This is a genomic window from Oculatella sp. FACHB-28 (assembly GCF_014696015.1).
GTDB lineage: Bacteria > Cyanobacteriota > Cyanobacteriia > Elainellales > Elainellaceae > JAAUTN01.
This window is the reverse complement of sequence record NZ_JACJPJ010000089.1, coordinates 97,133-117,167: the sequence shown is the minus strand read 5'-3', so window position 1 is coordinate 117,167 and position 20,035 is coordinate 97,133. Positions and strand designations below refer to the sequence as shown.

The 20,035-nt window shown below is 48.6% G+C and carries 24 protein-coding genes and 2 pseudogenes; 9 read left to right on the top strand and 17 right to left on the bottom strand.

The genetic code is table 11. The annotated features are described in order from the left end of the window. The first annotated feature begins 83 nt into the window (after nucleotides 1–83). Nucleotides 84–1,175, top strand: a complete 1,092-nt coding sequence (locus H6F88_RS34620) for a GNAT family N-acetyltransferase (RefSeq protein WP_199333760.1) — start codon at nucleotides 84–86, stop codon at nucleotides 1,173–1,175. 203 nt (nucleotides 1,176–1,378) lie between these two features. Here the strand turns inward: H6F88_RS34620 and H6F88_RS23090 are convergent, their stop codons facing one another. The 3 genes from H6F88_RS23090 to ndhC are packed head-to-tail and all read right to left on the bottom strand — an operon-like array spanning nucleotide 1,379 to nucleotide 2,995. Next, on the bottom strand, nucleotides 1,379–1,918 hold the full coding sequence (locus H6F88_RS23090) for an NAD(P)H-quinone oxidoreductase subunit J (RefSeq protein ID WP_190645071.1): 540 nt from the start codon (nucleotides 1,916–1,918) through the stop codon (nucleotides 1,379–1,381). Beyond that, on the bottom strand, nucleotides 1,911–2,642 hold the full coding sequence (locus H6F88_RS23085) for an NADH dehydrogenase subunit K (RefSeq protein WP_190645070.1): 732 nt from the start codon (nucleotides 2,640–2,642) through the stop codon (nucleotides 1,911–1,913). The genes H6F88_RS23090 and H6F88_RS23085 overlap by 8 nt, the downstream gene beginning before the upstream one ends. Beyond that, nucleotides 2,633–2,995 (bottom strand): photosynthetic/respiratory NAD(P)H-quinone oxidoreductase subunit C, encoded by a 363-nt coding sequence (ndhC, locus tag H6F88_RS23080; protein ID WP_190645069.1) that lies wholly within the window; start codon nucleotides 2,993–2,995, stop codon nucleotides 2,633–2,635. The genes H6F88_RS23085 and ndhC overlap by 10 nt, the downstream gene beginning before the upstream one ends. 453 nt (nucleotides 2,996–3,448) lie before the next feature. Between ndhC and H6F88_RS23075 the strand changes: the two genes are divergently transcribed. Together H6F88_RS23075 and H6F88_RS23070 are read left to right on the top strand one after the other, a co-directional pair. After that, nucleotides 3,449–4,036, top strand: a complete 588-nt coding sequence (locus tag H6F88_RS23075) for a sigma-70 family RNA polymerase sigma factor (RefSeq protein WP_190645068.1) — start codon at nucleotides 3,449–3,451, stop codon at nucleotides 4,034–4,036. Nucleotides 4,037–4,045: 9 nt separating this feature from the next. Beyond that, complete coding sequence (locus tag H6F88_RS23070) at nucleotides 4,046–4,780, top strand: anti-sigma factor (RefSeq protein ID WP_190645067.1); 735 nt, start codon at nucleotides 4,046–4,048, stop codon at nucleotides 4,778–4,780. A gap of 18 nt (nucleotides 4,781–4,798) precedes the next feature. Here the strand turns inward: H6F88_RS23070 and H6F88_RS23065 are convergent, their stop codons facing one another. The 5 genes and pseudogenes from H6F88_RS23065 to H6F88_RS23045 form a co-directional block, all read right to left on the bottom strand. Beyond that, the gene (locus H6F88_RS23065; protein WP_190645066.1) at nucleotides 4,799–5,767 is read right to left on the bottom strand and encodes a glutathione S-transferase family protein; all 969 of its coding nucleotides are present in this window, start codon (nucleotides 5,765–5,767) and stop codon (nucleotides 4,799–4,801) included. Between the two features lie 25 nt (nucleotides 5,768–5,792). After that, nucleotides 5,793–6,422 (bottom strand): annotated as a pseudogene (locus H6F88_RS23060) (glutathione S-transferase C-terminal domain-containing protein); the annotation flags it as partial. 210 nt (nucleotides 6,423–6,632) lie between these two features. Beyond that, a pseudogene (locus H6F88_RS23055) lies at nucleotides 6,633–6,989 on the bottom strand (glutathione S-transferase family protein); the annotation flags it as partial. Between the two features lie 184 nt (nucleotides 6,990–7,173). Beyond that, nucleotides 7,174–7,629 (bottom strand): DoxX family protein, encoded by a 456-nt coding sequence (locus tag H6F88_RS23050; protein ID WP_347277734.1) that lies wholly within the window; start codon nucleotides 7,627–7,629, stop codon nucleotides 7,174–7,176. Nucleotides 7,630–7,692: 63 nt separating this feature from the next. Beyond that, a complete protein-coding gene (locus tag H6F88_RS23045; RefSeq protein WP_190645063.1) occupies nucleotides 7,693–7,887 on the bottom strand; it encodes a CDGSH iron-sulfur domain-containing protein in 195 nt (64 codons plus the stop codon). 209 nt (nucleotides 7,888–8,096) lie between these two features. On the opposite strand from H6F88_RS23045, the gene H6F88_RS23040 reads away from it, so the two are divergent. Next, on the top strand, nucleotides 8,097–8,876 hold the full coding sequence (locus H6F88_RS23040; protein ID WP_190645062.1) for a class I SAM-dependent methyltransferase: 780 nt from the start codon (nucleotides 8,097–8,099) through the stop codon (nucleotides 8,874–8,876). On the opposite strand, the gene H6F88_RS23035 is transcribed toward H6F88_RS23040, so the two are convergent. From H6F88_RS23035 to H6F88_RS23025, 3 genes are all read right to left on the bottom strand, one after another. Beyond that, nucleotides 8,873–9,268, bottom strand: coding sequence for a MarR family transcriptional regulator (locus H6F88_RS23035; protein WP_190645099.1), 396 nt, complete (start codon nucleotides 9,266–9,268; stop codon nucleotides 8,873–8,875). The two genes, H6F88_RS23040 and H6F88_RS23035, sit on opposite strands and share 4 nt — an antisense overlap. Nucleotides 9,269–9,607: 339 nt before the next feature. Beyond that, entirely contained in the window at nucleotides 9,608–9,781 is a 174-nt protein-coding gene (locus tag H6F88_RS23030) for a HEPN domain-containing protein (protein ID WP_190645061.1), read from the bottom strand. Next, nucleotides 9,778–10,113 (bottom strand): nucleotidyltransferase domain-containing protein, encoded by a 336-nt coding sequence (locus H6F88_RS23025; RefSeq protein WP_190645060.1) that lies wholly within the window; start codon nucleotides 10,111–10,113, stop codon nucleotides 9,778–9,780. The genes H6F88_RS23030 and H6F88_RS23025 overlap by 4 nt, the downstream gene beginning before the upstream one ends. 154 nt (nucleotides 10,114–10,267) lie before the next feature. Between H6F88_RS23025 and H6F88_RS23020 the strand changes: the two genes are divergently transcribed. Beyond that, nucleotides 10,268–11,635 (top strand): TldD/PmbA family protein, encoded by a 1,368-nt coding sequence (locus tag H6F88_RS23020; protein ID WP_190645098.1) that lies wholly within the window; start codon nucleotides 10,268–10,270, stop codon nucleotides 11,633–11,635. A gap of 66 nt (nucleotides 11,636–11,701) precedes the next feature. On the opposite strand, the gene H6F88_RS23015 is transcribed toward H6F88_RS23020, so the two are convergent. The 4 genes from H6F88_RS23015 to H6F88_RS23000 form a co-directional block, all read right to left on the bottom strand. Next, complete coding sequence (locus H6F88_RS23015; protein ID WP_190645059.1) at nucleotides 11,702–12,139, bottom strand: PIN domain-containing protein; 438 nt, start codon at nucleotides 12,137–12,139, stop codon at nucleotides 11,702–11,704. Further along, on the bottom strand, nucleotides 12,108–12,350 hold the full coding sequence (locus H6F88_RS23010) for a hypothetical protein (RefSeq protein ID WP_190645097.1): 243 nt from the start codon (nucleotides 12,348–12,350) through the stop codon (nucleotides 12,108–12,110). The genes H6F88_RS23015 and H6F88_RS23010 overlap by 32 nt, the downstream gene beginning before the upstream one ends. 254 nt (nucleotides 12,351–12,604) lie before the next feature. Further along, nucleotides 12,605–13,456 (bottom strand): DUF4365 domain-containing protein, encoded by an 852-nt coding sequence (locus tag H6F88_RS23005; RefSeq protein ID WP_190645058.1) that lies wholly within the window; start codon nucleotides 13,454–13,456, stop codon nucleotides 12,605–12,607. A 280-nt stretch (nucleotides 13,457–13,736) separates the two neighbouring features. Then, on the bottom strand, nucleotides 13,737–13,982 hold the full coding sequence (locus tag H6F88_RS23000) for a hypothetical protein (RefSeq protein ID WP_190645057.1): 246 nt from the start codon (nucleotides 13,980–13,982) through the stop codon (nucleotides 13,737–13,739). Between the two features lie 656 nt (nucleotides 13,983–14,638). Here H6F88_RS23000 and H6F88_RS22995 point away from each other — a divergent pair. Both H6F88_RS22995 and H6F88_RS22990 read left to right on the top strand, forming a co-directional pair. Further along, the gene (locus H6F88_RS22995) at nucleotides 14,639–15,169 is read left to right on the top strand and encodes an RNA methyltransferase (RefSeq protein WP_190645056.1); all 531 of its coding nucleotides are present in this window, start codon (nucleotides 14,639–14,641) and stop codon (nucleotides 15,167–15,169) included. A gap of 80 nt (nucleotides 15,170–15,249) precedes the next feature. Continuing rightward, nucleotides 15,250–16,071 carry a tetratricopeptide repeat protein gene (locus tag H6F88_RS22990; RefSeq protein WP_190645055.1) on the top strand — a complete coding sequence of 274 codons (822 nt, stop codon included), beginning with the start codon at nucleotides 15,250–15,252 and terminating at the stop codon, nucleotides 16,069–16,071. Nucleotides 16,072–16,095: 24 nt separating this feature from the next. Here the strand turns inward: H6F88_RS22990 and H6F88_RS22985 are convergent, their stop codons facing one another. Both H6F88_RS22985 and H6F88_RS22980 read right to left on the bottom strand, forming a co-directional pair. Further along, the gene (locus H6F88_RS22985) at nucleotides 16,096–16,722 is read right to left on the bottom strand and encodes a Uma2 family endonuclease (RefSeq protein WP_190645054.1); all 627 of its coding nucleotides are present in this window, start codon (nucleotides 16,720–16,722) and stop codon (nucleotides 16,096–16,098) included. Between the two features lie 150 nt (nucleotides 16,723–16,872). Continuing rightward, on the bottom strand, nucleotides 16,873–17,790 hold the full coding sequence (locus tag H6F88_RS22980) for a hypothetical protein (protein ID WP_190645053.1): 918 nt from the start codon (nucleotides 17,788–17,790) through the stop codon (nucleotides 16,873–16,875). A 414-nt stretch (nucleotides 17,791–18,204) separates the two neighbouring features. On the opposite strand from H6F88_RS22980, the gene H6F88_RS22975 reads away from it, so the two are divergent. Both H6F88_RS22975 and H6F88_RS22970 read left to right on the top strand, forming a co-directional pair. Beyond that, complete coding sequence (locus H6F88_RS22975) at nucleotides 18,205–19,320, top strand: D-alanine--D-alanine ligase family protein (RefSeq protein WP_190645052.1); 1,116 nt, start codon at nucleotides 18,205–18,207, stop codon at nucleotides 19,318–19,320. A 95-nt stretch (nucleotides 19,321–19,415) separates the two neighbouring features. After that, nucleotides 19,416–20,033: a hypothetical protein gene (locus tag H6F88_RS22970; RefSeq protein WP_190645051.1), complete on the top strand. Its 618-nt coding sequence runs from the start codon at nucleotides 19,416–19,418 to the stop codon at nucleotides 20,031–20,033. The last annotated feature ends 2 nt before the right edge of the window (nucleotides 20,034–20,035 follow it).

Sequence of the window (20,035 nt, the reverse complement as noted above, 5' to 3'; positions counted from 1 at the left end):
TTCCCGGACAGCCATGTTATTACTCTACGTTCGTTCGTTTGAGCGGCGCAAACCTCCACCAGAAGAGGTTTCTAGACCTAACCGTGCTAGCTCAAACTCTCAAACTCATTTTCAAACTCAAACTCATACAACCCAGCAAGTTCGTCACGCTAGATCGACTCATCATCTGGAGCGACGTTTATTCCTATAAGCAGGTGCAATACGCCATGATGACTTTAAGAATGCGCCCCTACGCAGGTGAAACCGATTTGGAGGCGATCGCCCATCTGCTCAACACCTGCGAAGCCGTAGACCAGCTTGATAACTATCATTCTGTGCAAGATTTGCGGCTGGAGTTTAGCGAACCGAGCTTTGACGCAGCTCGTAACTTGCGGCTGTGGCACGATGGCGACGGTAAGCTGATCGGCTTTGGGCAAATGTGGATTCCCCTCAGCACAGAGAGCCCTGAAGTAGATGGGCACCTCTGGTTTCGGGTCGATCCTGAAGCTCGTGGCGGCAGGCTTGAATCCGAAATCATTGCCTGGGGTGAAGCCCGGATGCACGAAATCTGGCTGGAGCGAGGCATTCCTGTAAAGCTCTACGGTCACGCTCGCGATAAGCAAACTGAGTTGATCGCACTGTTGGAAGAGCATGGCTTTACCTTTGTGCGGCGATTCCTAAGAATGGAGCGATCGCTCACCCAACCCATTCCCACACCCCAACTACCAGAAGGCTTCACCATCCGGCACAGCCAGGGAGAAGCAGACATTGAAGCCTGGGTCGAAATGCACAACCAGTCCTTTATTGACCACTGGAACTATCACCCGTTGACTGCTGAGGTCCATCGGCACTGGCTGAGCGACCCTAACTATCAACCGGAGTTGGATCTGGTGGCGATCGCCCCAGACGGCACCTTTGCCGCCTTCTGCTATTGCCACATTCCCATTGAGGAAAATCGCCAAACGGGACGCAGCGATAGTTGGGTTGGCATGTTGGGCACCTGTCGCGGATTTCGTCGCTTGGGATTGGGAAGGGCCATGCTGCTAGCAGGTCTACAACAACTCAAAGCCGCTGGAGTAGACACTGCAAAACTCGGTGTAGACACCGAAAACCCTAACTGTGCCCAAACTCTATACGAATCCACAGGATTCCGCAAAGTTCACGCCAGTCTCTCTTTCGTCAAACCGCTGAGTTAGGCAGCTTTGATACTTCTAACCTGAACACGCTGATACTCGTAACAGCGTAGAACTGCGGCAATAAAAAAGAGGGTGTAAGGCTTAACCTTCACCCTCTTTTGTTCTAATTCAAGTAATCAGTATGACGACTTGGTGGATGGCTCATCCTCAAGCTAAAGCCTGAAACAGAAATCAAGGGCTTTCATCCCTCATTCTTGATTCCTTTAATACGCATCCTGAAGTTCGTAGAAGTCTGGAGAAATGTAGTCTTTCCGCAACGGCCAGCCAACCCAGTCTTCATTCATCAGGAGCCGCTTCAGGTTGGGGTGTCCTTCATAGACAATCCCATACATGTCATAGCTTTCTCGCTCCTGCCAGTCTGCTGCCTTCCAGATCCAATAGACCGAAGGCACCTTCGGATCTTCTCTAGGCAAGAACACTTTTAGGCGAACTTCATCAGGACGGTCTGCATTATCGCTCAGCTTGAGCAGGTGGTAGGTGCTGACCAGATCGCCTCCTGGACCAGTGTCGTAGGCAGCCTGACACGCTAAGTAATTGAAACCGTAAGCGTAAAGGGCAGTCGCAAAGGGCAGCAAAAACTCTCGATCAACTTTGAGCACTTCAACACCGTTGTGGTCTTTTTCTAGCGACTCATGCTCAAATCCATTCTCAGTCAGCCAGCTAGACACTTTGCCAGCTTCGACAATTTTGGCATCACCCTGCTCTTCAGCCTGAGTGCCTTCCTGCTTAGCTTCTTCAGCCACGATCGCTCTCCTCTTTCTCAACTTCCTGGAGGGCTGGTGTGATGGGCATACCCATTGCTTCCATCAGTTCTTTAGGCGGTGCTTGTCGAGCCTCTGCCTGCAGATACTTACCCGTCAGAATGTCGGGCACGATGTTTAGATTATGAGAAACAGTGCGGTAGCGGTGGGTCTGTGCGGCTATTCCACGTTCCTGCAAAGATTCATTCGAGATCTTTTTCCGCAGCTTGATAATTGCATCAATAATTGCTTCAGGACGGGGAGGACATCCAGGAATGTAAACATCTACTGGAATTAGCTTATCCACACCTCGAACCGCGGTAGGAGAATCAGTGCTGAACATGCCGCCTGTGATCGTGCAAGCACCCATTGCAATCACATACTTGGGTTCAGGCATTTGCTCATACAGCCGCACCAGCGCGGGAGCCATTTTCATCGTAATGGTTCCGGCGGTGATGATCAGGTCGGCTTGACGCGGGCTAGAACGGGGAACCAGACCAAAGCGGTCGAAGTCAAATCGAGAGCCAATCAGCGCTGCAAACTCAATAAAGCAGCAGGCAGTGCCATACAAGAGGGGCCACAGACTCGAAAGTCTTGCCCAGTTATGCAGGTCATCCAGCGTGGTCAGAATTACGTTTTCTGATAAGTCCTGGGTGACTTGGGGATACTCGGCTGGGCTAATAATGGCTGTATTTTCGGGGGTTGAAGTACTAGGATTCATGACCATTCCAGTGCGCCTTTCCTCCATGCGTAAACGAGACCAACGACAAGAATTGCAATAAATATCAGGGCTTCCACAAAGGCCAGTAGCCCAAGTTGGTTGAATGCAACAGCCCAAGGGTAAAGAAACACTGTCTCAACGTCGAAAATGACGAAGACTAGCGCAAACATGTAATAGCGAATGTTGAACTGAATCCAGGCTCCACCAATTGGCTCCATCCCAGACTCATAGGTGATTCTTCGCTCTACGCCTTCAGGGTGGGGTCGAACAAGCCTGGCGGTCACAAAGGCCAGGACAGGAACCAGACTACAGATGAGCAGGAAGCCCAAAAAATATTCGTAGCCGTTGAGGACAAACACAATTTCTGCTTTTGTAGGATTGACTCAGTAACAATGTTACTTGCTTTTTACATTATAAGAAATCGGAAATCTGCTCCTGTCTATACGAACCTGTTATTGGATCAATAGTGAATTGTTTAGGTTAGAGAGTCGTAGATTGATTCCTGTACTGAATCCTGGAAGCGAGCGGACGTTTATCTAGGCTGGACTTTAGCTTAGATGGGCATCAGTACCTTGTAAAAAAATTACTTCGGCTGAGTTAAGGGAAAGTCGATTAGGATGTCTGCTGTTTCGGCGCTTGATTCGCCCTCGGATCTATTTTTTTGGAGTATCCTCCCTTAATCTGAACTTACACAGATTTGAAATCCGATCGCCACTTGTTACTCGTATTGCATATAGACCTGCATAGAGGTGCGTGGCCAGGAAGGAAACTGCTCCTTCCTTTATTAATCTTGGAGTCGTTGATCAGACGCAATGCATCCTGATTCTCCCAAGCCTGAGCCATCTGCGTCAGACCAAACTGACACAGACCTATTTTTGGCGCTAAAAGCGGGTCGTGTTGAAGCGCTGAGTGATTTATATGACCGCTACTCGAATCTGGTCTACGGGCTAGCACTGAGAGTTTTGTCTAATTCTGAGGAAGCTGAAGATGTCACGCAAGAGATTTTTTTAGCACTCTGGCACAAAGACAATTACAACCCAACTCGCGGCTCGCTGAGCAGCTTTTTGGTAACGATGACTCGCTCTCGATCGATTGACCGCTTGCGATCGCGCAACACAAAGCTGAGATTTCTTCAGCGCTGGAAGCGAATTTCAACGGCTGAAGAAATTTCAGCTAACCCGCTAGAGCAAGTTTCAATCAACGAGCGATCGCAACTGATCCGAGAGGCGTTAGCTCGGCTACCGGACTCAGAACGACAGGTTCTAGAAATTGCCTATTTCGAGGGATTGAGTCAGTCAGAAATGTCCCAGCGGTTGGGCATTCCGTTAGGTACCGTCAAAACCCGAACTCGTCAGGGACTTTTGAAACTCAAACAACATTTGCGGGATTTTATTCAGTAGTGACACACCATGATCAGACCCTCCCTTCATGAAAACTGGGAAGAATTGATAGCGGGTTATACCCTTGATGATCTCGACCCTGAAGAGGCTGAGATTGTTGAACGATTGCTTAATGAAAATCCTGAGCTGAGGGGAGAAGTTAAGCAGCTTCAGGAAGTTTTGGACTTATTGCCCTATGGTCTGCCGCAGCAGGAACCTCCAGCTCATTTGCGTGCAGCGATTTTAGATGCCGTGCAAGAGGGCGATCGCCCCGCTAGACCCCACAGACGTGCCCGTCGTCGAATTTGGCTGGAAATGGGTGGAGCTGTTGCTGCGTTTCTGGCGATCGCCCTGGGACTGGACAATTACCGTCTCCGCCAAGATCTGGAAAGTGCAGATGCGGTCATTCAAGCGCTACGTCAGCCTGAAACCGAAGTCTATGCCCTGGAAGGAACCGGGGAAACAACAGCTGCTTCCGGTCGGTTGGTCGTAAATCCTAATCAAGATCAAATTTTAGTCACCGTGCAGAACTTGCCCGAACCTCCTGCCGGACAAGCTTATCGGCTTTGGGGACTGACTCCTGGCAGCACAGAACCCATTTATTATGGTCAATTTGGCACAACCGCTCAGGGAGAAACGCTAGCTCAGCTTTCGATTCCTAGAGATGCTATTCCAACTGAGGAAATTCAACTGCTGATCACACTGGAGTCGTCTACAGCGCCTCCAATTCCAGAAGGCCCTTTAGTGATGCAAAGCAGTTTGTAAGGGTTTGGGTATTAGGGATTAGCTGAATTTAGTATCACGGTTGTGAGGAGTTTCAAAGTCGATAATGGGCCCTTTAGGAACAATGCGGGTTGGGTTTACCTTGGGGTGGCTCTTGTAGTAGTGGCGCTTGATGTGGTCGAGGTTACAGGTTTCTTTAACACCGGGGTGCTGATATAAATCGCGCAAGTAGCCCCAGAGGTTGGGGTAATCCACAATGCGGCGCAGGTTGCACTTGAAGTGAACGTAGTAGACTGCGTCGAAGCGTAGCAGCGTGGTGAACATGCAGATGTCGGCTTCGGTGAGGCGATCGCCACACAAATATCGTTGCTTGCCTAGCACCGTTTCCCAATGATCTAAATTCTCGAATAGCTCGGTGACGGCTTCTTCGTAGGCTTCCTGAGTGGTGGCAAATCCGGCGCGATAAACTCCGTTGTTGATCGGTTGATAGATTGCGTCGATGGTTTCATCAATTTGTTGCTGGAGCGCTTCGGGATAGAGGTCTGCATCGGGTTTGGCAATTTCACCAAACTCAGTGTCTAACATGCGAATGATCTCGCGAGATTCGTTGTTGACGATAGTACCTTTTTGCTTATCCCACAGCACCGGAACGGTAACTCGTCCGGTGTAGTCCGGCTCAACTTTGGTGTAAAGCTCCCACAGATAACGGGTGTGATTTACTGTATCCGGAATGCAGCCTTCACTATCAGAAAACTCCCAGCTATTTTCACCCATTTCAGGATCAACGACTGAGATGGAAATGGCATCACTTAACCCTTTCAACTGACGCATGATCAGGGTGCGATGCGCCCAAGGGCAAGCCAAGGAGACGTAGAGATGATAGCGAGCGTGCTCAGCCTTAAACCCACTAGAACCATCTGCCGTGATCCAGTTACGAAACGTGGTCGAGGGGCGGACAAACTTACCTTTTTTGTCTTCTTGTTCCCGTTCTGTGACCCACTTCCCATCCATCAACATGCCAAGTCCCATAATCTTCTCCCTGATTGCTTGAAATCTACCGAATCGCCATCTCTCTACTGCCCAGCCTAGCGCGATCGTGTGGGGCGCTAAAATCTATCGCTGGACCCAGCGGAACGATGCGATTAGGATTCAGTTGAGGAATTCCGGCGTAATAGAGCCGTTTAACGTGTTCAATGCTGCATACTTCTGCCACACCTGGATGCTGGTAAAGATCGCGCAGATAGCCCCACAGGTTGGGGTAATCGACCAGTCGCCGCAGGTTGCACTTAAATAGACCGTGATAAGCCAGGTCAAACCGAAACAGCGTGGTGAACATGCAGATGTCAGCTTCGGTGAAGCGATCGCCACACAAATATCTTTGATTCTCCAACACCTTTTCCCACCGATCCAGAGCGGCAAATAGCTCGGTCACCGCTTCCTCGTAAGCCTCCTGGGAATTGGCAAATCCAGACCGATAGACCCCGTTGTTAATTGGCTGATAGATCTCGTCGATGGTTTGATCAATCTGTTGCTGCAAATCTTTGGGATAGAGGTCAGCCCCAGTCGTAGAAAAAGCCGCAAACTCGGTGTCAAACATCCGAATGATTTGGCGTGATTCATTATTGACAATTGCGCCTGTCTGCTTGTCCCACAGCACGGGAACGGTGACTCGTCCTGAGTAATTAACGTGAGTTCGGGTTAAGCTAAACGCTGCAAGGTTTGGTATAAAAGGCTTTAGGCAAAGGGTATTGCTGTAGGCTCTTCTCAATAAGGTTGTTTATTGAGAAAAATTGCATCTGTGGACCTTGCTGACAATAGCTTGATTCACTGCAACGAAATGAGGTACGAAAAATCAGGGGTTCTGACGATTTCTTATCCCGAACTCACGTTAATTAGGATCTGCCAGTGTGTAAACTTCGCGCAAATAGTGACTGCCGTTCACCGTATCGGGAATGCACCCTGACGCATCAGAAAATGCCCAGCCTTCCTCACCAATCACCGGATCGACAATTGACAGGCTGATTACATCCTCCAAGCCTTTCAGCTTTCGCATGATCACGGTGCGATGTGCCCAAGGACAACCTAGCGACACGTAGAGGTGATAGCGTCCTGGTTCAGCTTTAAAGCCGCTGGAGCCATCTGCTGTCACTGTGTTGTGAAAGTGAGTCGGCATTCGGTTAAATCTGCCCTTCTCGTCTCGCTCTGTCCAGTCTTTAACCCACTTGCCTTCAACCAACATTCCCAGTGCCATTGGTGTTCTCCAGTAGTTTTGATATTCAGATCTCTCTACACGGAAACTCGTTTAAAGCCTCGTCTCCAGGTTCTACCTGAAGATGCCCCAGTTGAAGCTCTGCCTCCTGTAATTTCTAAGAGGCAGAGCCTCACTAAAGGCATTACAAGGCGGAGCCTTGCAACGAGAGGATGAGAAGAGGGGTTTAACGAGTGCGATCGAGACTGATGCGTCCAGGTCCGTATTGCATAACCAGGAGCAGACCGCCGAGCAATCCCAGGTTTTTGAGAAACATGATTTGCTGAATCGGATCGGCAAAGTTGGTGTGAAAGATCAGCGTGGCGGGAATCAGGAAAATCACCAGCGCGATCGCTCCGAGGCGAGTTTTGTAGCCCAGCAGCAGGGACAGTCCGCCAGCTAGTTCGATGGCGATCGCCGCTACCAAAAACAATCCCGTCCAAAACATGCCGTTAGCTGCCATGTATTCCTGGGTGCCTACCGGATTCAGAATTTTGTTTACCCCAGACACCAGATAAATCGAAGACAACAAAATTCGGGCAATCAGGGGAACGATATCCCTGTCATTACTTGCTTGAGTAGTGCTAGTGGGTTGTGAATTGGGATAAGAAGCCGAATCAGGAGCCAAAATTTTAATTTTCACGGTGTTTTCCTCGTGTTTCCTGGGTGTGTCTCTACTGCCTTGCGTACCTATTGCCTTGCCGCTCTATTGCTTTGTCCAGTCAGAAATTACAACGGTCTGTGGTGCTTCAAGTTCTAATGCGATCGGCTGGAATGGGGTGCCCTTGTGAGAACCATCGCAGTAAGGCGCATTTTTGCTTTGCCCACAGCTACAGATCCAGTGAGTGCCTGCATCCAGAGGTAATACAAAGGGTTCGCGGCTAGTCGAAGGTTGAGTCATGGCGATCGCTCCTAATCAAAGTTCCAAATATGTTTAAACCGATACAATCTGCTTCTGCACTGTTTGAACCAGTACTTTTATGTTCTATCACGGTTATTGTTTGAATGCAAACAATTAAAAGTGGAAAATCCTGTTCGCCTCGAAGATAATTTGAGCGAATCGCCAATTGCACCGAAGATGAAGTAAACCGTAGAGCTTGTTTCAAGGAAATGACTACTGCCAATTCTGTTCACGCTGCTGCACGTCAAGGTTTTCAGATTGGGGCTGATGCCTATGAACGAGGCAGACCTGGCTATCCTGCCGCAGCGATTGAGTTTTTGCAGCAAACGCTCAACCTTTCATCTGCCACAACGGTCGTAGATCTGGCAGCAGGAACAGGTAAATTTACCCGGCAGTTACAAGATTTGGGCTGTCAAGTCGTGGCGATCGAGCCAGTTGAAGGGATGCGGCAAAAATTTGAAGCGCTTTTGCCGAATATACCTGTTCTTAACGGAACCGCTGAATCCATTCCCTTAGCCGCTGCTTCGACTGATGTAGTTACCGTCGCTCAAGCATTTCACTGGTTTCAGGGAGAAGCTGCGCTAGCAGAAATTCATCGGGTGCTAAAGCCGGGTGGCTACCTTGGGTTGATTTGGAATGTTCGTGACGAGTCATTCGATTGGGTAGCGCAAATCTCAGCAATCATTACGCCCCATGAGGGAGATGCACCCCGTTATCGAACCGGACAGTGGCGAACCGCGTTTGAGCAAACGGACTTATTCACGCCGCTCGAAACTCAAATTTTTTCCTATGCACATCAGTATGATCTGGACGCAGCCATTGATCGAGTTGCTTCTATTAGTTTCATTGCCGCACTCAATGCTCAAACACAGCAAACCGTTCTTCGGCAAGTGCGTGAATTACTTGAACATCATCCTCAAACACGCGATCGCCCCATCATTGAGCATCCCTATCGCACAGAGGTTTTTTGGTGTACTAGGAAAAATTAGAAAATACTCCGCAGTTTCTTTAGCGCTGCCAAAATTTCTTCCAGATCGGACGAATCGAGCTTGTCAAATCGCTGTTTGATATAGGCAATCTGAGCCGGAAAAACTTGCTCAAACAGTTGCTCCCCTTCGGGGGTTAGCACGATGACAAAACAGCGGCGATCGCCCTCTGGCACTTCACGTCGGACAAATCCCTTTTTTTCCAGGCGATCGACAATGCCAGTGAGTGTTCCCTTAGTCACCAAGGTTTTCTCAGCTAGCGTATTCATCGTCATGCCCGTGGTATTTCCCAGGGTGGCAATCACATCAAACTGAGGGGAAGTCAGCCCCAGTTGGCGGATATTTTCATCGGTATAACTTTCAAACGCCTGATAGGCTCTCACCAACTCTCGCATCACGGGCACAAACGGCTGTTTGGCAGCACTTTTGGCATCAAGCGGTTGGTCAGGGGGCTGGTCAATTAAAGTCTGGTCAGTCGGCGATCGCTCCACGCTGTTATTCCAATTTCTTAAACTACGTTTGGTTTACCACAAAGAAGTACTAATGCAAACCATTTTTAGCATAAACCAAAAAACCTGGAAATGCTGCCACTCTCAGGAGAGACTTGTATGCTCCTGCTTGGTCATTGGGAATGACAAGTAGCCTTTCAGTCAAATTTGACCTGCTAGTCGTTTACCTGCTGCTAGAATCTAAGTTTTGTAAAGCAACAGTTAGAAAAGCTTGAGCTTGCTCAACTAGCGTTTTGGCATCTCGCTGAGATAATTCAGGAACAGGATCGTAGTCTGCACGAGCATGGCATAGTAAGCACGAGATACTGCAAACTCATAAAATCCTTGTTCAATCAAATTTTGAGACGCTTCCAGGCTACGTTGTGCTTTGTGAAGCAGGGCTTGTTGTTCTGGGGTCATAGGACAATTCCGTCAGACCGAATGTTTCGTAGCAGCGGTGAGTTCTCAGTTTCAAACCGCGATCGCCCCATAAATAGTCGAGAAATCAAAAGGTTGTGATCCAGGCATAGTTGAGCAATGAATTGACTGGTGCGACGCAGTTCTTCGCTAGCATTGACCGGATCTTCTAAAACAATTAAGACATCAATGTCAGAGGTGTCCGTTGCTTCGTCTCTAGCATGAGAACCAAATAAGATAATGCGATCGAGGCGTTCCTGGTATTCCTGCTGAAGGTATTCCCGCAGAGGCGTAAGGATTGTTAGAAGTTTGCGGCGAGGTTGAGTTGAAGGCATAGCATTTCTCAAGCTTGCTCAAATCCTACTTGATTGAGAATTGATATGGATCTAACAGAGTCACCAGAATCTTCGGACAGGTTTTAGACTGAAGGAAGTCAGTCTGAACGAATTGAGTCGGAGAGAAAAGCGCGTGGTTATTTCTATTGCTTCCATGCAAGATCGTCTGCTAGATGCGATTACGCCTTACCGCGATCGCGTCGATTACTTGGAGATTCGACTAGAGCAGGGTGAGGCGAGCGTCATTTCCTATCGCGGGGCGCAGTTGGATGCGGTAGACCGCAGCTTTTCTCTGTCGGGTGGGATTCGCGCCTGCCACAAGGGCGGCTGGAGTTTTGTCACGTTCAACGGGTTGTCTGAGCTAAAGGGACGGATTGAAGAGGCGATTGCCCAGGCTCACCTGGTTGGCAGCGAAACCACACAGCTAGCCGATGTAGAACCCATTCAAGATTACGTATCGGTAAAATTTGGCAGAGATCCCAGAGGCATTTCCTTAGAAGAAAAGCGGCAACTCGTTGAGCGCTACAACCAACTGTTGCTGGATACCGATCCGCGCATTCAAACCACGATGTCAGGGTATAGCGATCGCTTTAACACCACCTATTTCGTCAACTCTCTGGGCACCTGCATTGCACAAGAGCGGTTGGATGTCTCTGGTAGATTTGGTGTAATTGCTAGAGGTGAAGGCGGCGTGGTGCGTCAGGGGTTTGAGTCGATTCACTCTCGCTCTGACTACAACGTGCTGCTGGGCGCTGAGGATCGGGTTCATGGTGCGGCAAAGCGGGCGATCGGTCAGCTTGACGCGACCTCAGTGAAGGGTGGACAGTACACCGTTTTGCTTGACCCGTACCTAGCAGGCGTATTTATTCACGAGGCGTTTGGGCATCTCTCGGAGGCAGATTTTGTTTACGAAAATCCCAGGATGCAGGAATTGCTGGTTGTGGGCAAACCCCTTGGCATTCCTCAACTGAACGTGGTAGACGATGCCACGATGCCTGACCTCCCCGGTTCCTTAAAGTATGACGATGAAGGCGTTCCGGCACAGCGCAAGTTCTTGATTAAAGACGGCGTGTTGACTCAGCGTTTGCACAACCGGGAAACCGCAGGCAAGATGCACGAGCAGCCAACGGGCAACGCACGGGCAATGAACGCGACCCACCCACCGATTGTGCGAATGACGAATACCGGAATTGAACCGGGCGATCGCACCTTTGAGGAAATGATTGGCGATATCGAGGAAGGGGTTTATGCCGTTCGCATGTTGGGTGGACAAACCAATGGTGAGATGTTTACCTTTGCGGCGGCTGAAGGCTACATGATTCGCGATGGCAAGATTGCTGAACCTGTGAGCGATGTCACCCTCAGCGGCAATGTCTTCCAGACGTTGAAGGATATCGAGGCGATCGGCAGCGATTCTGTTTACACGAATGGCGGTTGCGGTAAGGGTGGTCAATCTCCTCTACCCGTCAGCGTTGGTGGTCCTCATGTTCGGATTAAGAACGTTGTTGTAGGTGGGCGCTAAAGTAGCTGGCGATCGCCAATCAAGGAAGTAACAGGGTGGGTTAGAATTCCCTCACCCTGTTACTCACTACGGACTAGCCAAAAACTCTTCTGGCAATACTGCGGGGATTGCAGAAGCTACAAAATCAGGTGTATTTCGAGTCACAATAACTTCTACACCTGCGGCATTAGCTGCTTCACTAGTCACAGCATCTTCAAAATCTGCCATAGAACTTTGCAACGCAGCCCTAATAACTTCGTCTGTCACAGTGGCGATCTGAAGATGCTGTAATAACTTTGATAGAAGCTCATGTGCTGTTTCGCGACCAACTTGACGACGCAAAATATAGAAGATATTTGTCACAGCATGACCGGACACATACCCCTGCACTTGTGGCTGTGTCACTCTATTTAATGCCTGTGCAGAGGCAAAAACAAACGGTTGTCGTTGAGCTAGAACATCAAGCAAAACATCACTGTCAAACAACCCCGCCTCAACTGTACTTCTCCTCCAAGTAATCCACATAGGACTCTGTAGGCTCTTCTGTACCTAACTGAACGACTCCAATTAGGCTTTGAGTCCAGGGATTAAGCTCCGCAGAAGAATTCACGTTTGTCGTTGATGGACTAGGTATCAGCGTTTCTTGTTGAATTGAACTCAACAACGACTGCACTAAACGCCAGCGATCGCCGATCGGCAACTGCAATGCCTGATTTTGTAGCTCCTGCAAAGTCATCAGCCCTTCCCCAGCAACTGCCATCTATTATAAATTGCTGCTACTTCTATTACCTGAAAGTACTTCTGGTCAAGAGTTTCTGCCCAACTTTGAACACCAGCAGGTAAGCTTTCGGCCGCATCTCACCCAAAGGCTAAGCAGCATAACGTCCGGCATCACCCGCGCCCCTATTCAAGATTCATGAGAGGCACGCTGAAGGGGCGTCGGATGCATGCCGTTATGGACACATTGTTAGACGTTGCGTCGCACAAAATTCAAGACTCTGCTTTGTCTAAGACATCATCCAAACCCCGGATAAATTCTAAGGCGATTTCTGAACACACACCGATCATTGATGCGGAAATGCCAACTTGGTGTATAGCGTCATTTAATCTTCCCATCATTGCTAATCCTGCGGCCAGGACCTCTATATCTTCACTGTCTATAAGATTCTCTCGCTCACTCTTAAACCTCTCAAGGGCGCTCTCATAGTAAGCTAAGTATGTTTTGTCAAGATACTCATCATCAAGCACATTTATTAATTTTAAGAAATCAAAAGCTACTAGCGGCACTAGGCTTTTATGCTCATAACCTTCTGGATACGTGTCCTTATTCCGCTCGTATTCAAGGTCTTGAATCATCGCATTTCTAAGTAGACTTTCATGATGTTCACGCCTAGCTATCCAGCCGAGCCTAACTGCTTGTTCTTGGCAAAATACAGACTCTTCATCAAAGACTATTCTCGCGTTTTCACTTTCACGTAGATACCAATCCCATTGATTTATCTGATACTTAAGAATACTCCACAAGCCGAAATCCTTTTCAACATCCCAAATTACAACAACAGCCAAGTCAGCGCTTCTAATCCATTTAAGAGCTTGGTCAGGTGAAACTTTGAGTGAGTAGCCATTTTTTTTAGAATAGAACTTTTTTAAATCGCGTGTTCCTTTCACCTGAATCCATAATCTGTTGTGATCAACTATCCCATTCAAGCTCGTTTGTACCAGCAAGTCATCTCCATAATCTTTGTGTACAACTTCGCAAGCCCAGCCGCAGGCATTACAAATTTGCATTACACGTGCTACTGCAATATCCGCAACAACGTGGCTGTCAGGACGCTGAGGCATATGAGTACCGAACACCTAATATTCAGCAATTCAAGAAGCAATGTCTAACAACTTATTGTACGGAAAGTTTCCGTATAAGATGCCTATATGGATGGTTATGCAGAATGATTCTGCATAACGCGCTAATGAAGTAGAGAGACGGAATGATTCTCCATACCTACATGAGGTTAAACATTCAGTTGATGTTTAACCTTGCATCGTTTTAGTGTTAAGCCGAAATGTGGCTTGGCTTAGAGCGATCGCCCCCCTCCCCGAGACGATCGCCCCTTTTCTCTAATCCTTATCCTTTTTGGCGATCGCGCATCAAGATACTCATCACTTCACCTGTATCGGGTGCGGGTAACAGTGGACTCCATGCACCTGCTTCGGCAAAGCCGCGACTGTGGAGTTCGTGAATGGTGCTGATTACACCATCACGGGAGCTAATGATCAGGACTCGTACTCGTTCGCGTTGGGGAAGTTGGATAGGAGAAGCTTCTCCCTCAACGGTTGGTAAGTTGAGGGATTCTAAAAAACAGTGAGACATGAGTTGTGACTCCGTTAGGGTTTGTCAGGAAACCCCAAAAACCTAGCCACCCCACACTAATTTCACGCGCTACAAAACTGAGTGGGAGAACGAAAAGTGAGTAAACTCACTTTCATGTCCTAAAGGGTTTGCAACGCTTCTTTGACACGACAAGTCGGGGTGGCTAAGGGAGTGTTAAAATTCACCGTTAGCCGCCAGACTGCTTAGACCAGTTTGGGGGTCAGTCGCTCAATGCTGCTGGACACAGCTTTGAGCGGCGCTAGATCTTTGGGTTTTGTCGGTTGCCGCAAGTAAAAAAGACAACCTTGACGTGACAGCATATCTGAGTGGACGGTATCTCGTCAAGGTGATAAGTTACGAAGTTTTTTGGGAAATGGGAAGGGCGATCGCTCCTCTTACCAGTATGTTTTCTAGAAAATGTAAACAAAAACAGCTTTAAGAGTTTAAAACAAGGTTTTTGAATTTCAAAACAAGGTTTACAAGTTTAAAACAAGGTTTTTAAGTTTGAAATCAGGTTTTTGAGTTTGAAACCTTGTTTCTAAATCTAGAATCAGGTTTTTGAGTTTGAAAGTTGATTTTCTGAGTCGAGTAGGACATACGCAAACAGAAGCAGTCCTGTATATTTATTGGCAGAATGCACTGGCGTAAGTTGAACTGTGGCAAATCGAGCTGTAGGGAATCGAACGGTTGGCCGTGACAGTTACGCAAACTTGTCCCGTCACAGTTTGATTGTTTGTGCCACTCTGGTGCAAAATCCGGCGAATCTGGGAGGACTGTGCCGCACAGCTGAGGCGTTTCGGTTGGAATCGCTGGTGCTAGCAGATGGGGCGATCATCCAAACTCCTGCCTTCAAAAATCTGTCCGCTTCCACTCACCACTGGCAACCATTCACCATTTGTCCCGTTGAATCCTTGCTCACCTTGCTTACCCAACAACAGCAGTCAGGCTACAATCTCATTGCTCTTCACACCAGCCCAGAAGCAATTCCTTTAACCCAGTTCACCTTTCCGCGTCAGTCTGTTCTGATTCTCGGACAAGAACTCACAGGCATTCCCTCAAATGTGCTGGAATTGTGTGATCAGATGGTGATGATTCCGCAGTTTGGGTTAGTGGAGTCTTTGAACGTGCAGACGGCAGGGGCGATCGCCATCTACGAATATGTGAAACAGCATTCTGATGAAACCTAAAGGAAAGCTTTAACCTTGCTATTCCTCCCTTTCAACCTTCACCCACATCAGTAGAATCTAGACACAGGAGGGAAATGAATATGGGATCTTCTATTGTTGTTAGTGATGCAAATTTTGCGGCTGAAGTGGTGCAAAAGTCTTACGAAAAGCCAGTACTGGTAGACTTTTTTGCTCAGTGGTGTGGACCCTGCCAGATGCTCAAGCCGGTTTTGGAAAAGCTGACCCAAGAGTATGACTTTGTGTTGGCGAAAGTAGACATTGACCAAAACCCAGAGCTAGCGAGCACTTATGGAATTGAGGGCGTTCCTGATGTGCGGGTGGTGAGCCATGGTGAACTCAGCAACGGCTTTGTAGGTATGTTGCCCGAAGCTGAGATTCGAGATTTGCTGGCTCAGCTTGGGCTGAAGTCAGAGTTGGAATTGGGGTTGGAAGCTGTAAGGGAGGCGATCGCCGCAAATAACCCAGCCCAGGCAAAACAGCAGTTTGATCAGTTATTTCAGAAATATCCTGAAGACCGCAAGCTGATTTTAGAAGCTGCCAAATTTCTGCTCAGTTTGAATCAGTTGGAGCCTGCCCAGAAAATGCTGGCAACGATTCAAGAACATGAGAAGGGCTATTTTGCAGAAGCGCAAGCAATCAAAGCGATGATTCAGTTTCAGCAAGAAACTGACAATCCGGTGATCGAGTCTGAGCTAGACCAGCAGTTCTCGAATGCCTCCAAACTAGCGCTAGAGCAGAACTATGAAGCGGCGCTGCAAGGCTTTTTGGCGATCGTCGGGAAAGACCGCAAATACAAAAACGACGGCGCTAGAAAAGCTATGATTGCCATCTTTGATCTGCTAGGAGACGACCATCCGCTGACAAAGGATTATCGGAAGCAGTTGATGCTGACGCTGTATTAAATTCATGTTTTTAGCGATCGCCCCTCACCCAAGCTGGTTTCTCACCCACTGCCGAAAAATCTTCACCAACTCCAGGTAATCAACTGTCTCAGCCTGCTGTAAAAATCCGGCAATTTCTGGAACGGGTACATTTGGAAAGAACTGACTAGTTTGGGAATTAATGTAAGCAGCATTTTGTAATTGCTTAATCACCAGCAATTTCCCGTTGTAAATCCAGACTTCTGCTACACCCAAGTCCGCATAAACCTGAAGGCGATCGCTAGAGCTACTGGTGACATCAATTTCAACAGCTAAATCAGGGGCAGGATCTTTGCCGAGCTCCAATCGCTTCTTTCCTCGAACCGCAGCAATATTACGAATGTAAAAACATTTATCGGGTTCTGCCCCGCTCAGTTCAGGACGTTTGAATGTAGTTGAGCCAAGAGGATAAATTTGCACCGCCAACTCTTCTGCGATCGTCTCTACGAAACGACCTAAAACTTCTTTGCCAAGTTCATGTTCAGGAGAAGGGGTCATGATTTCTAAATTGCCGCGATTGTAAGTGAGGCGAAGACGGCGATCGCTCAATTCTTCCAGCAGCGTTTCATAGGTCTGCCAGCTAATTCCCGATAAATGAACTACTTCAATAAGGGAAGGTGAAGTTGCAAGCATGAGACAAAAGCGTAGGGTGTTTACATTTTAGATTAGGGAAGGCGATCGCTCGCTGCGTCCAGATTGCTTACAAACGCAACACCAGCGCTGCCATTCGTAATCTCAAGCAGCAGTTGACCGATCGCTAGTTGAACAACCGCTGATCAGAAGCTATGACTCCTGAGCATAGCCATTTTCACGCAAGAAAGTGCGGAGACTGTTAAAGAATTGTTGGCGATCGCTTCCCTGGTAAGCCTGCTCTACCATCTGCCAACCTTCCTGCGCCTGCCCTAACAAGTGTTTATCTGCCAGATAAGCTGCCCAGACTACCTTCATCGTAGGGTCTGTCCTAACGTTAGTATCTCCACTGCTCTGGCGCTGCCAGTAGTGTGACCACAAAATGTAGGCATGACTACCAATCTCTTGTGGGTGTTGGCGCGTCACCTCAGCCATTCTGCCATCCTGATATTGCAGTACCCGCAGCGGCAAAACACTGGGTGAATAGCTGCTTTCCTGAAGCTGTTCCGACATCTCGACCGATGGAAAGCCAAACGGATAAGCGAACAGATTATCATTTGTCAGAAATTCTGGCGCTCCATCTTCATTCAAATCGCGCAGCCGATAACCCGCATAACCCCAAAAATGCTCCGTGTAGGAATAGGTTTGTTGTTCAGGGTCAAAACGATAAATTTGGGTATAGGTGCAGCAACCTCCAGGGCGATCGCCGAAGTCAAACAAAATCTCCAGTTCACCATCCTGATTCAGGTCTACCACCTTGAGTGATTCTGGGAAAGGACGATTGCCCGGCGACTGTATATTTGACGGGTTGCCATAGGTGCTGCGGGCAGTGGCAAGATCCTGATCGATCAAAGTCTGACCCGCTCTGACGATTCGCAGCTTAAAGTTGGCGAACTGAGACGGTTCAGCCCCCAAAACTTCTCCGCTATAAGACAGTTCAGCAACTACATCATCACTTGATTGCGTCACGCGAATTTCGCCCGATGCTTTAGCAACCTGCGGTGAAGCGATCGCCAAACCCAACACCAAAAACCGACTCAGCCAAGCAGCAATCTTGATTTTTTGTGTCATCGTCAACCCAAATATTGGTAGTGGCACAGCCAACGCGAGGCATAAGCTTGCTTTGCCTCCTCCAACGCAGCACTGCCATGAGCATTCTTGCAAAATCTATACTCGGCACCCTGAGTCATTTTATTTTGAAATGATCCAAAGCGAAACCAAGGGAGCCACCAAGCACTTGCCTCCCACCAATGCGAAGCGCACCATGCCACCTGTCCCCAATCCATTGCGGAGGAGGTCTGGGGGACGCGCCTCGTCCCCCAGTGGGGGCTGGGGGCAAGTCCCCAGAAAAAGACTCAACTGAGACGAGGAATCAGAACTGCCTATGATACGCTATCTGCGTAATTAAATTTAGTCTCATGACCAGCAGTCATTCAGGATGTTACTGCTGATACATAGAACAACGAGTGGCAGGAGTTTAGGGCTATGGTATTGCGAGTCGGGCTACTATTTGGCGGCTGTTCAGGAGAGCATGAAGTTTCAATTCGGTCTGCTCAGGCGATCGCCCAAGCCCTAAGCTCCGGTGCCAACACCGACAAATACCAGATCAACCCCGTCTACATTCAAAAAGATGGTCGCTGGCTAGGAGCGGCGATCGCCCAACAGGTACTCGAAAGCGGTACCCCCCTGCAACTTTCCGCATCCAACCCCGCCTTACCTGGTGAAAAGCGAAGCGCCGAAAATCCTACTGATATTCAAACTACCGATTCTCAGAAATTGCGCTGGCAGTCTCCCGCCCAAGTTGCAGATGTAGACGTATGGTTTCCGATTTTGCACGGGCCAAACGGCGAAGATGGCAGCGTTCAGGGATTACTCAAACTCATGCAAGTTCCCTTTGTGGGCTCAGGCATTCTCGGTTCCGCCTTGGGAATGGACAAGATTGCCATGAAAATGGCCTTTGCCCAGGCTGGGCTCCCCCAAGTCAAATACGTAGCCGTCAACCGTTCGCAAATCTGGTCGAACCCCTGTGTTTTCCCAAAACTATGTGACGAAATCGAACAAACGCTGGGCTATCCCTGCTTCGTTAAACCCGCCAACCTGGGTTCCTCAGTTGGAATTGCCAAAGTGCGATCGCGCCCCGAACTCGAAGCAGCCTTAGACAATGCCGCCAGCTATGATCGCCGCCTCGTTGTCGAAGCTGGAGTCACTGCCCGTGAGGTAGAATGCGCCGTCTTAGGAAATGACCAACCTAGAGCATCCGTCATCGGTGAAATCACCTATGAGAGCGATTTTTATGATTACGAAACTAAATATACTGAGGGATTAGCAGGACTGTTGATTCCTGCCCCTTTACCAGAAGCGATCGCTCAGCAAATCCAAGAAATGTCACTGAAAGCATTTGCCGCAGTTGATGCAGCAGGGCTAGCCAGGATAGACTTCTTCTACGTTGAGGCAACTGGTGAAGTCTTCATCAACGAAATTAATACCTTGCCTGGATTCACAGCAACTAGTATGTATCCAAGGCTCTGGGCAGCCAGTGGTGTTGCCTTTCCAGAACTGGTCGATCAGCTAATCCAGCTTGCGCTGGAGCGCGGTTCCTAAACTCTCATGCCTCCTCGGCGCAGCAGACCAGATTCTAGCTAGTATCAAGCGTGACGTATTAGAAATAGTCTGGCTCTGTACTGCTGAGGTTGCAGATGGAAAAGGATCAGATTCACAATCAGACAGCCAACCCAGCAGTGGGACAACTCGTTCTTCCTGCTGCTGGTCAGAGCAAATCAGACTTTGCCCTGCTGATGCGGGCACTCTGCCGACATCCGTTTCTACTTTGGGGCAGTTTGTGGACAATCTTGCTGATTATTGTCCAGGTTACGCTCAATAGCTTTTTGCTTAACCCTGAATTTGTAACTCAGAGCGAACAAATTCAAGAACCAGCTGCCATTGAGTCACCTGACACACCAGTGTCCCCTTCCGTCGAGGACAAAGATTCCTTACCGCTCTGGTCATTTGGAGCGATCGCCTTTAGCTGTGCGATCGCGTCCTTGATGGTTTCCCAGCGTTTGAGACAGCCTCCCAATGCCCGAAAACCAAAACGTGGCTCTGTTAGTCCTCGAATCTTGGCTCAAAATGGAGCGATTTCTCAATCCCGCCCTACTGCACCTGCCCTGAAACCCTCTACCCTTCGAACTGAATCCGAAGAACTAGGCGTTAGCGTTGTTCCAACAGAGGAAAGCCATCCGTTGGATTGGGGAGAGGAAAATCTGGCAGATAATTTAGATATTCGCTATCGTCGCCCGCTTTCTTTTTGGCGTTAGTG

Bases quoted from the DNA above. Each gene is read 5' to 3' on its own strand.
- H6F88_RS23085 (WP_190645070.1), bottom strand. From the start codon at position 2,642: ATGGTCATGAATCCTAGTACTTCAACCCCCGAAAATACAGCCATTATT.
- H6F88_RS23075 (WP_190645068.1), top strand. From the start codon at position 3,449: ATGCATCCTGATTCTCCCAAGCCTGAGCCATCTGCGTCAGACCAAACT.
- H6F88_RS23070 (WP_190645067.1), top strand. From the start codon at position 4,046: ATGATCAGACCCTCCCTTCATGAAAACTGGGAAGAATTGATAGCGGGT.
- H6F88_RS23065 (WP_190645066.1), bottom strand. From the start codon at position 5,767: ATGGGACTTGGCATGTTGATGGATGGGAAGTGGGTCACAGAACGGGAA.
- H6F88_RS23045 (WP_190645063.1), bottom strand. From the start codon at position 7,887: ATGACTCAACCTTCGACTAGCCGCGAACCCTTTGTATTACCTCTGGAT.
- H6F88_RS23040 (WP_190645062.1), top strand. From the start codon at position 8,097: ATGACTACTGCCAATTCTGTTCACGCTGCTGCACGTCAAGGTTTTCAG.
- H6F88_RS23035 (WP_190645099.1), bottom strand. From the start codon at position 9,268: ATGCGAGAGTTGGTGAGAGCCTATCAGGCGTTTGAAAGTTATACCGAT.
- H6F88_RS23030 (WP_190645061.1), bottom strand. From the start codon at position 9,781: ATGACCCCAGAACAACAAGCCCTGCTTCACAAAGCACAACGTAGCCTG.
- H6F88_RS23025 (WP_190645060.1), bottom strand. From the start codon at position 10,113: ATGCCTTCAACTCAACCTCGCCGCAAACTTCTAACAATCCTTACGCCT.
- H6F88_RS23020 (WP_190645098.1), top strand. From the start codon at position 10,268: ATGCAAGATCGTCTGCTAGATGCGATTACGCCTTACCGCGATCGCGTC.
- H6F88_RS23015 (WP_190645059.1), bottom strand. From the start codon at position 12,139: ATGTGGATTACTTGGAGGAGAAGTACAGTTGAGGCGGGGTTGTTTGAC.
- H6F88_RS23010 (WP_190645097.1), bottom strand. From the start codon at position 12,350: ATGACTTTGCAGGAGCTACAAAATCAGGCATTGCAGTTGCCGATCGGC.
- H6F88_RS23005 (WP_190645058.1), bottom strand. From the start codon at position 13,456: ATGCCTCAGCGTCCTGACAGCCACGTTGTTGCGGATATTGCAGTAGCA.
- H6F88_RS23000 (WP_190645057.1), bottom strand. From the start codon at position 13,982: ATGTCTCACTGTTTTTTAGAATCCCTCAACTTACCAACCGTTGAGGGA.
- H6F88_RS22990 (WP_190645055.1), top strand. From the start codon at position 15,250: ATGGGATCTTCTATTGTTGTTAGTGATGCAAATTTTGCGGCTGAAGTG.
- H6F88_RS22985 (WP_190645054.1), bottom strand. From the start codon at position 16,722: ATGCTTGCAACTTCACCTTCCCTTATTGAAGTAGTTCATTTATCGGGA.
- H6F88_RS22980 (WP_190645053.1), bottom strand. From the start codon at position 17,790: ATGACACAAAAAATCAAGATTGCTGCTTGGCTGAGTCGGTTTTTGGTG.
- H6F88_RS22975 (WP_190645052.1), top strand. From the start codon at position 18,205: ATGGTATTGCGAGTCGGGCTACTATTTGGCGGCTGTTCAGGAGAGCAT.
- H6F88_RS22970 (WP_190645051.1), top strand. From the start codon at position 19,416: ATGGAAAAGGATCAGATTCACAATCAGACAGCCAACCCAGCAGTGGGA.